The sequence below is a fragment of the Alicycliphilus sp. T452 genome (assembly GCF_054512775.1).
In genome coordinates, this window is record NZ_JBTNEH010000048.1 from 1 (window position 1) to 8,066 (window position 8,066).

10 protein-coding genes and 1 pseudogene are annotated in these 8,066 nt (G+C 62.8%); 7 read left to right on the forward strand and 4 right to left on the reverse strand.

What is annotated here, in order from left to right:
• A pseudogene (locus ACX12L_RS22460) lies at positions 1 to 117 on the forward strand (IS5/IS1182 family transposase); the annotation flags it as partial.
• Positions 118 to 313: 196 nt separating this feature from the next.
• Complete coding sequence (locus ACX12L_RS22465) at positions 314 to 1,240, forward strand: LysR family transcriptional regulator (protein ID WP_459264522.1); 927 nt, start codon at positions 314 to 316, stop codon at positions 1,238 to 1,240.
• Here the strand turns inward: ACX12L_RS22465 and ACX12L_RS22470 are convergent.
• Genes ACX12L_RS22470 through ACX12L_RS22485 form a run of 4 tightly spaced genes read right to left on the reverse strand, consistent with a single transcriptional unit; the run spans position 1,207 to position 3,777 of the window.
• Positions 1,207 to 2,100: an MBL fold metallo-hydrolase gene (locus tag ACX12L_RS22470; RefSeq protein WP_013722839.1), complete on the reverse strand. Its 894-nt coding sequence runs from the start codon at positions 2,098 to 2,100 to the stop codon at positions 1,207 to 1,209. The two genes, ACX12L_RS22465 and ACX12L_RS22470, sit on opposite strands and share 34 nt — an antisense overlap.
• A gap of 13 nt (positions 2,101 to 2,113) precedes the next feature.
• Positions 2,114 to 2,392, reverse strand: a complete 279-nt coding sequence (gene catC / locus ACX12L_RS22475; RefSeq protein ID WP_013722838.1) for a muconolactone Delta-isomerase — start codon at positions 2,390 to 2,392, stop codon at positions 2,114 to 2,116.
• 45 nt (positions 2,393 to 2,437) lie between these two features.
• Complete coding sequence (locus ACX12L_RS22480; protein ID WP_013722837.1) at positions 2,438 to 3,091, reverse strand: 3-oxoacid CoA-transferase subunit B; 654 nt, start codon at positions 3,089 to 3,091, stop codon at positions 2,438 to 2,440.
• Positions 3,088 to 3,777 (reverse strand): 3-oxoacid CoA-transferase subunit A, encoded by a 690-nt coding sequence (locus ACX12L_RS22485; RefSeq protein ID WP_013722836.1) that lies wholly within the window; start codon positions 3,775 to 3,777, stop codon positions 3,088 to 3,090. Before ACX12L_RS22485 ends, ACX12L_RS22480 begins: the two co-directional genes overlap by 4 nt.
• A 185-nt stretch (positions 3,778 to 3,962) precedes the next feature.
• On the opposite strand from ACX12L_RS22485, the gene ACX12L_RS22490 reads away from it, so the two are divergent.
• The 5 genes from ACX12L_RS22490 to ACX12L_RS22510 all read left to right on the forward strand — a co-directional run bounded on the left by ACX12L_RS22490 (position 3,963) and on the right by ACX12L_RS22510 (position 7,915).
• Positions 3,963 to 4,370: a transposase gene (locus ACX12L_RS22490; RefSeq protein WP_459264523.1), complete on the forward strand. Its 408-nt coding sequence runs from the start codon at positions 3,963 to 3,965 to the stop codon at positions 4,368 to 4,370.
• Complete coding sequence (gene tnpB / locus ACX12L_RS22495) at positions 4,367 to 4,708, forward strand: IS66 family insertion sequence element accessory protein TnpB (protein ID WP_459264524.1); 342 nt, start codon at positions 4,367 to 4,369, stop codon at positions 4,706 to 4,708. The genes ACX12L_RS22490 and tnpB overlap by 4 nt, the downstream gene beginning before the upstream one ends.
• 123 nt (positions 4,709 to 4,831) lie before the next feature.
• The gene (gene tnpC, locus ACX12L_RS22500) at positions 4,832 to 6,409 is read left to right on the forward strand and encodes an IS66 family transposase (protein WP_459264526.1); all 1,578 of its coding nucleotides are present in this window, start codon (positions 4,832 to 4,834) and stop codon (positions 6,407 to 6,409) included.
• A gap of 186 nt (positions 6,410 to 6,595) precedes the next feature.
• Positions 6,596 to 7,579: a Bug family tripartite tricarboxylate transporter substrate binding protein gene (locus ACX12L_RS22505; RefSeq protein WP_459264525.1), complete on the forward strand. Its 984-nt coding sequence runs from the start codon at positions 6,596 to 6,598 to the stop codon at positions 7,577 to 7,579.
• A 39-nt stretch (positions 7,580 to 7,618) separates the two neighbouring features.
• The gene (locus ACX12L_RS22510) at positions 7,619 to 7,915 is read left to right on the forward strand and encodes a YciI family protein (RefSeq protein WP_013722834.1); all 297 of its coding nucleotides are present in this window, start codon (positions 7,619 to 7,621) and stop codon (positions 7,913 to 7,915) included.
• The last annotated feature ends 151 nt before the right edge of the window (positions 7,916 to 8,066 follow it).

An 8,066-nucleotide genomic window follows, 5' to 3' on the forward strand; every position in this document is an offset into this window, starting at 1 on the left:
TTGGCTGCCTTGGGCAAGCTGCGGACTCGCTTTGAGCGCCGCATCGACATTCATCTCGCGCTGCTTTCTCTGGCTTGCTGCATCATCTGCGTTCGCCATCTTGCACCGTTTTGTTAGCCGCTCTAAGCCCATCACAGACATCTTGCCAACTCCAGCCGCACAGCTTGCGGCGATTGTCGGATTGGCCAACCACTTGGCCAGGTGTTCGAGCACCAGTTCGTTCAAGAACCGCCACGCTTTCAGTGCAGAATGCGGACCATGCGCGGCATCCACATCTACTCTGGCGCAACTTCAGACCCTTAGCCCAAACGCCATGCGCTATGACTTGCATGACTTTCGCGTGTTCTCCAACATTGCGGAAGAGAAGAACCTCACCCGCGGCGCCGCTCGGTCTTATCTCTCGGTGCCTGCAGCCAGCCAACGCATCAAACACCTGGAAGAGGCGCTGGGCTTGAAGCTGCTGCTGCGTAGCCCGCAAGGCGTTGAGCTGACCGAGGCGGGCAAGGTATACCTAGAACACGCACACAAGATCTTTGCGCAGATAGAGTTGCTTAACAGCGACCTGCAACTGCTAGGTTCCGGAGTCAGCGGCCGGCTCAAAGTACTGGCGAACACAACGGGCATCACCGAGTTCCTTCCTCCGGTTCTGCACGACTACCTTCCCAAGTTCCCCCGTGTGAAGATCGATTTGCGCGAGCGGCTCAGTGAGGAAGCTGCGCGTGCCGTGCTAGATGGCGCTGCGGACCTTTGCCTGATCTCGGGTAACGTCCCGACTGAAGGACTCGAGTGTCGAGTGTTCCTGACCTCCCGGCTTGTCGTCGTGACGCCGCCGGCGCACCCGCTGGGTGCGCGCTCCAGCCTGCACTTCGCGGACATCCTCGACGAGGAACTGGTGTCCCTGCTCGATGGCGCCGTGACGCAGGAGTTCCTGCGGCAGCAGGCGCTGCGGCTCCATCGTGAACTGAAGGTCCGCGTTCAGGTGGCAGGCTTTGAGGCCATTTTCCGCATGGTCGAAGCCGGCGTCGCCATCGCCGTCGTTCCCGAAGTGCTGGTGCAACGCATGAACGAGCGCGGCACCGTAAACGTGTGCCAGCTCGAAGACGAATGGGCCTATCGCGAATATCAGCTATGCGCGCGAAGCTTCTCCGCGCTCCCGCTATACGCGCGGGAGTTCATTGAGACAGTCGAACGTCACGCGCGCACGCTTCAGCGCGACCGCGCTACAGGCTCGAACTTGTAGCCGCCCTGTTCCCGCCGGATGTAGCCGGCGTATGGATCGCCAAAATGCACCGGCAACAGGAGTGCGCCGGACTGAGCCAAGTCCTCCAGCATGGCTCGCCGCGTCTGGCGAGCCTTGTCAGGCCAGATGCAATAGCCGGAGTTAATGTCTGGCAACACAATCTGCATGGGATTGTGGAATACATCGCCGCAGAACACCGCCTGTTCGCCGCGCGACCGTACCCGGAACGCGACCTGCCCCGGACTGTGTCCGCAGGCGTCTTCGACTTGCAAACAACCGGCAATCTCATCGCCAGGACGGATCATTTGCACCAGACCTTCAGCGACCAACGGCTGCACACTATCGTCGAAGGCCGCGCCGAACACATCCAGCGGCTGCTCCTTGTTCTTGCCTTCCAGGCAAAAGCGGTAATCGTCATGCGGTAGCAGATACTTGGCGTTCGGGAAAGTCGGCGTCCAGCGGTTGTCCTGCCAGCGCGTGTTCCAGCCGACATGGTCCATGTGCAGATGCGTGATCGCGACATGAGTCACGCGGTCAGCCGGGGCGCCGGCCGCTTCCAGCCACTCGAGAACGAGTGTGTTGAGCTGGTGCATGCGGGCCATACCTTCGCGCGGCTTGCGATTGCCGACGCCGGTATCGACGACAATGATGCTGTCGCCCGCCTGCACGACCCACAGCTGCACCGTCAGCACCAGCTTGTTCATTGCTGGAACCCAATGCTCGGGCGCCATCCAGCTACGGTGGCTCTCCAACTGCTCTGGGGTCATATCGGGCAGCAGGAACTTAGGGTCGTGCGTCGGGCCGGAGTATTCGTGGATGCGAGTGATGCGCACGTCACCGACCTGGTAGGTATCCAACATGGGCGGTTTCCTCTCAGGCGATCGAAGACGGATGCCGCGCTAGCGGCGTGACCTCGATCTGCAAGTACGGAAAGAGCGGAAGTGAGCTTAGTACCTCATGCAGCTCGTCATTGCTGGCACAGTCGAAGATGCTGATATTGGCGTATTGGCCGACCACACGCCACAGGTGCAGAAACTTGCCCTGCTGCTGCAGCTCGATGGCACGCGCTTTCTCGCGCTCCTTGAGCGATTGGACAAAGGCAGGATCCAGGTCGTGCGGAATGCGCACTTCCATGCGGGCACAGAACAGCATGCAAAGTCTCCTCGTTGAAAGCTGTGAGATAGGGATGCGGGGAAATCAGGCGATGAGCGCCGGCTCAAAAATTAGGTCTGCGCCGGTGGATGCGGCCAACTGCTCGCGCGTCACGCCAGGCGACAGCTCAATCACATGCAAACCATCGGCATGCACCTCCAACACCGCAAGGTCGGTGTAGATGCGTGACACACAGCGGCTGCCGGTCAGCGGATAGGTGCATTCGCGCAGGATCTTGTGCACACCGTTCTTGCCGACATGCTCCATGGTCACGAACACGCGCTTAGCACCGACGGCGAGATCCATAGCCCCCCCCACGGCCGGAATGGCGTTCGGATCGCCCGCATGCCAGTTGGCGAGGTCTCCACGCTCGGAAACCTGAAAGCCTCCCAGGACGCAGATGTCCAGATGGCCTCCACGCATCATCGCGAACGAGTCGGCGTGGTGAAAGAGCGCTGCGCCGGCCAGCAGGTGAATCGGCTCCTTGCCCGCATTGATGACGTCGGGATCGAACTGTCCTTCACCCGAACGGTGCCAACGGCCGAGCACGCCATTTTCGCTGTGCAGGATCACCTCGCGGTCGGCGGGGATGTGGTTGGCGACCAGGGTTGGCAGCCCGATGCCGAGGTTCACATAGGAACCCTCGGGAATGTCCCGCGCGACGCGCGCGGCGATTCGGTTGCGGACTTCGTTCATCATGCGGCCTCCCGGATCTGGATGGCGGCGCTGCGCTCGACCACGCGGCGTACGTATATACCCGGGGTCACGACGCTTTCTGGGTCGAGCTCACCGAGCGGGACGATGCTTTGCACGGACGCGACAGTGCAGCGTGCGGCCATGGCCATCACCGGACCAAAGTTGCGCGCCAACTTGCGGTAGGTTAGATTGCCCCAACGATCCCCGCACTCGGCTTTGACCAACGCGTAGTCCAAGTGTAGGGGCAGCTCCAGCACCTGTGGCTTACCGTTCAGCACGCGGGTTTCGCGCTGTTCAGCCAGCACGGTCCCGTAGGCAGTCGGTGTGAAGAATGCGCCAATGCCCGCCCCGGCGGCTCGGAGCCGCTCGGCCAGCGTGCCCTGGGGTACCAGTTCCAGCGCCAACTTGCCGCTGCGATACAGTCCATCAAACACATAGGAATCGGCCGACCGTGGAAACGAGCAGACCAGCTTGCGCGCCAGCCCTGCTTGCAGCAGGCGGGCCAAGCCGACTTCGCCACCGCCTGCGTTATTGCTGACGATGGTGAGTTCGTGCGGCGCGTGGTCGATCAATGCATCGATCAGGTCCAGCGGCACGCCAGAATTGCCGAATCCACCGATCCCCACGACTGCACCGTCCGGAATGTCGGCCAGCGCTTCGGCTGCGCTGGAGAACTGCTTGTTGATCACCTGTGGTGTCCCTTCGTTGTGTGATGCGATCGTTGTCGGGACGGCATGTTGATCGCAGTGGCGCGACCCGGCAATTCGACTTTGCGAAAACCAGCGTTTCATCGTAAGCGGCTAGCGATCCCCTCTTGCTGCTTGGCCATCGGCATAGGAGCCTCGTGCCGATGTCAACTTCTGCATGAGTCTCCATGAACATGACCTCCCTTTCCCCGGACCTGGCAGCACGCCCCTACTTCCGGCACGATCAGCAGTTCAAGGATCGCGTCATCGCAAGCTACAGGCAGTCGCGCCAGACGATCTCTGCCGTCGCGCGCTTGCACGGCATCCGCCCCGATCTGCTGCAACGCTGGATCAGCGATGCGGGCGTGCGCGATGACCATGGGACAGACGATGCTCAAACGACCGTGTTCGGCGCCAGCGTCCAGGAACACCACGGCGCCACGACATTCCTGCCCATCTCCATCGAGCCAGGCACCAGGCAGACAGCGTCAAGCATCTGCATTGAGCTGAGCATTGCTGGCACTCCGGTAACCGTGCACTGGCCTGTCAGCGAGGCGTCCTCATGCGCCGCCTGGCTGCGCGAGGTGCTGCGATGATCCGCATCGACGCCGTATGGCTGGCGGTGCAGCCCATCGACATCCGGGCAGGAGTGGACAGCCTGCTTGCGCGCGTGGTCCAGGTCTTTGGCGCCGCCCACGCGCACCACGGCTATCTCTTCGCCAACGTCCGGGCCAACCGCATCAAACTGGTGGTGCACGATGGCTTCGGCGTGTGGTGCGCCACGCGGCGCCTGCACCTGGGCGGCTTCGTGTGGCCGCGCCGAGGTGCGGCGGGAGCCTCTTGCATCACGCTCACGCGCGAGCAGTTCGATGCCCTGGTGCTGGGGCTGCCCTGGCAGCGCCTGGAGCAACTCAAGACCATCACGCGGATGTGAGCCGCAGGCAAGGCAATCCGAGAATGTCCGATGGCTTCGCAGTGATCGGCACTTCACAATCGAGGCATGCTCGATCTGCACGCACTCAAGGCTCAGGACATGCGTTCCCTGGACCCTGCGGCGATGGCCCGGCTCGCCGAGCAGATGCTTGCGCACATGGCCGAGCAAACGAGGCAGATCGACGCGCGCGACCAGCAGATTGCCCAGCAGGCGCAGGCGCTCAAGTTCAAGGACGCCAGGATCGAGCGCATCACGTTCGAGCTGGCGCGCCTGAAGGCCTGGAGGTTCGGCGCCAGGACCGAGGCCATGAACGCCGAGCAGCGCCAGTTGTTCGAGGAGACGCTGGCTGAGGATCAAGCCAGCCTTGAGACCCAGTTGCAAGCCCTGCAGGACAAAGACAGCCAGGCATCGGCACCGCCAGCCGACGGACCGGCCCCGCGCAAGCCACGCCGCCAGGCCCTGCCCGAGCACCTGCGCCGTGTCGAACACCGCCACGAACCCCAGAGCACCCTGTGCCCATCCCTTGGGTGCGGCCAGCCTATGACGCGCATTGGCGAGGACATCTCGGAACGGCTGGACATCGTGCCGGCGGAGTTCTTCGTGCATCGCCACATTCGCGGCAAGTGGGTTTGCAAGGGCTGCCTGCGCAAGGGCGAAGGCACCCTCGTGCAGGAGAGCGTGGCGCCCCAGATCATCGACAAGGGCCAGCCCACGGCCGGGTTGCTCGCGCACACGCTGGTCAGCCGCTTCGTGGACCACCTGCCGTACTACCGGCAAGAGCAGATCAACGCCCGCTCGGGCGTGCACACGCCGCGCTCCACGCTGGCGGCCTGGTCGGGGGCAGCCGCCGCCAGCCTGATGCCGCTGTACGAGGCGCACCGCGCCTTCGTGCTGGGCGCTGCGGTGCTGCACGCTGACGAGACACCGGTGCGGATGCTCGATCCCGGTGCGGGCAAGACTGTCAAGGCCTATGTGTGGGCTTATGCCAGAGGCGAGCATGACGCGATGCCGGGTGTCATCTACGACTTCTGCCGAGGTCGGGGCTCCAGATACCCCGCCGACTTCCTGGCCCAATGGAGGGGCACGCTCAGTTGCGACGATTACGCAGGCTACGACGCCGTGTTCAAACGCCAGGGTTGTATCGAGGCGGGATGCCTGGCACATGCGCGGCGCAAGTTCGATGAACTGGCCAAGGCCCACACTAGCCCCGTGGCCGAGCAAGCCCTGCAGCGCATCGCGTGGCTGTACCGCGTCGAGGCCCAGACGCGTGGGATGACGAGTACCGAGCGGCTGGAGCACCGGCAGCGGCATGCACAGCCGCTGTGGGACGAGTTGCACGCCTGGCTGTGCCTGGAGCGTGCACGCGTGCCCGACGGCAGTGGCATCGCTGCGGCGCTGGACTACAGCCTCAGACGCTGGCAGGCATTGGGGTGCTTCTTGCACGATGGTGCGGTGAGCATGGACAACAACCATATCGAGAACCTGATGCGCCCTTGGGCGATGGGCAGGAAGGCATGGTTGTTTGCCGGCAGTGAGCTGGCTGGCCAGCGTGCGGCCATGGTGATGAGCCTGGTGCACTCGGCCAGGCTGCATGGGCACGATCCATGGGCTTACCTCAAGGATGTGCTCGAGCGGTTGCTCTCGCACCCCAACCACCGCATCGACGAACTGTTGCCGCACCGCTGGATGCCTGCCGCCTGAGAGCTCCTGCGCTCAACCTTGTCTGCGTCAAGAGGGGATCGCTAGCCGCTTACGTTTCATCTTCTGGAGCACGGACGTTTGCGTGGCTGAAACATCGTCTTCGACAGAACGCAATGGCCGGCGCGCGCAGAGACTCCTAGCATCCCGCCGCTCGATCATCAATCCAAACACAGGAGACTTCATCAAATGAACAAGACACTCGCATACTGCCTGCTGGCAGCCTTGGGGTTGACAAGTGCCGCAGCACCGGCGTTGGCACAGGATTGGCCCAGCAAGCCCATCACCTTCGTAGTCGGCTATCCGGCCGGAGGCCCGGTGGACGCGCTGGCCCGGGCTCTGGGCCAGCGCCTGTCGGCGGAGCTTAAGCAGCCCGTCGTAATCGACAACAAACCGGGGGCCAACGAAATCGTAGCATCGCAGTTCGTTGCCAGGTCCAAGCCCGACGGCTATACGCTGTTCGTCTCGACCGAAGCGCCGCTGACGCAAAACCAGTTCCTGTACAAGAAGCTGGGCTACGTTCCAGAAACCGACTTGGTGCCCATCAGCCAGCTGATCCATGTGCCCATGGTGCTGGCCGTCCGGCCGGACTTCCCGGCTGAAACCGCCAAGGAATTCATTGCTCGGGCGCGCGCTCGCTCGAACTCGGAGCCCGTCAACTACGCATCGGCCGGAGTCGGTGGCGTGACCCATCTGCCCATGGCGATGCTCGGCAAGAATGAAGGCTTCCAGTGGAACCACGTGCCATATAAGGGCGCTGCGCCCATCTTGCCCGACCTGATGGCAGGACAGGTGGATGCGACCATGCTGGCCGTGGCCTTCCTCGGCCCCTACATCGTCGACAAGAAGATCAAGGGTCTTGCCGTTTCGGCCGAGCAACGGCCCAAGGCACTGCCCCATGTCCCGACCTTCAAGGAGCTCGGTATCAAGGACGTGCAAGCTGGCTTCTTGATCGGACTGACGGGCCCCAAGGGCTTGCCGCCGGCATTGGCCGTTCGACTGGCGAATGCGGCACGGGCCGTGCTGCAGGAGCAGGACTTCCGCGACAAGTACATCGACCCCTACGCCTACTCGGTGGTGGCCTCCTCCCCCACCGCATTCGCTCTGTACCTCCGTAACGACCGCACGGTGCAGGAGGAACGCGTGCGCGCCTCCGGTGCCACCCTGGATTAAACCATCAACGGCAATTGCCCCCCCTCTGAAAGACTGAGCATGCCTTACCACATCGAAACCTGGGATGACATCGAACGCAGCCACTTGCGGAAGGAGTTGCGCCAAGTCCATCTGGCCTATGTACAGCAGCAAGCCGGCATCGTCCTGGCTGCGGGCGCCAAGCTCAACGACGACGGCACCGATGCCGGCGGCGGTGTCTATATCGTCGATGTGGATACGCGCGAGGAGGCCGAGCGCTTCATCGCCGGCGACCCCTTTCATGCCCACGGGCTGTTCCGCGAAGTGCGCGTGCAGCGCTGGCGCAAAGCCTTTTTCGACCGGCAGTGCCTAGTCTGAGCATACAGATCAAGGACTGTTCTTAGAGCCTGTTTGCGATCTTCCGACCTCAGACAATAGGGGTGTGAAAAGAAAGCAATACCCGAGCGACATCAGCCGAGAGAAGTTTGCCGAGATAGAGCTGTTACTGCGCAGCGTCAGGCGCACGACG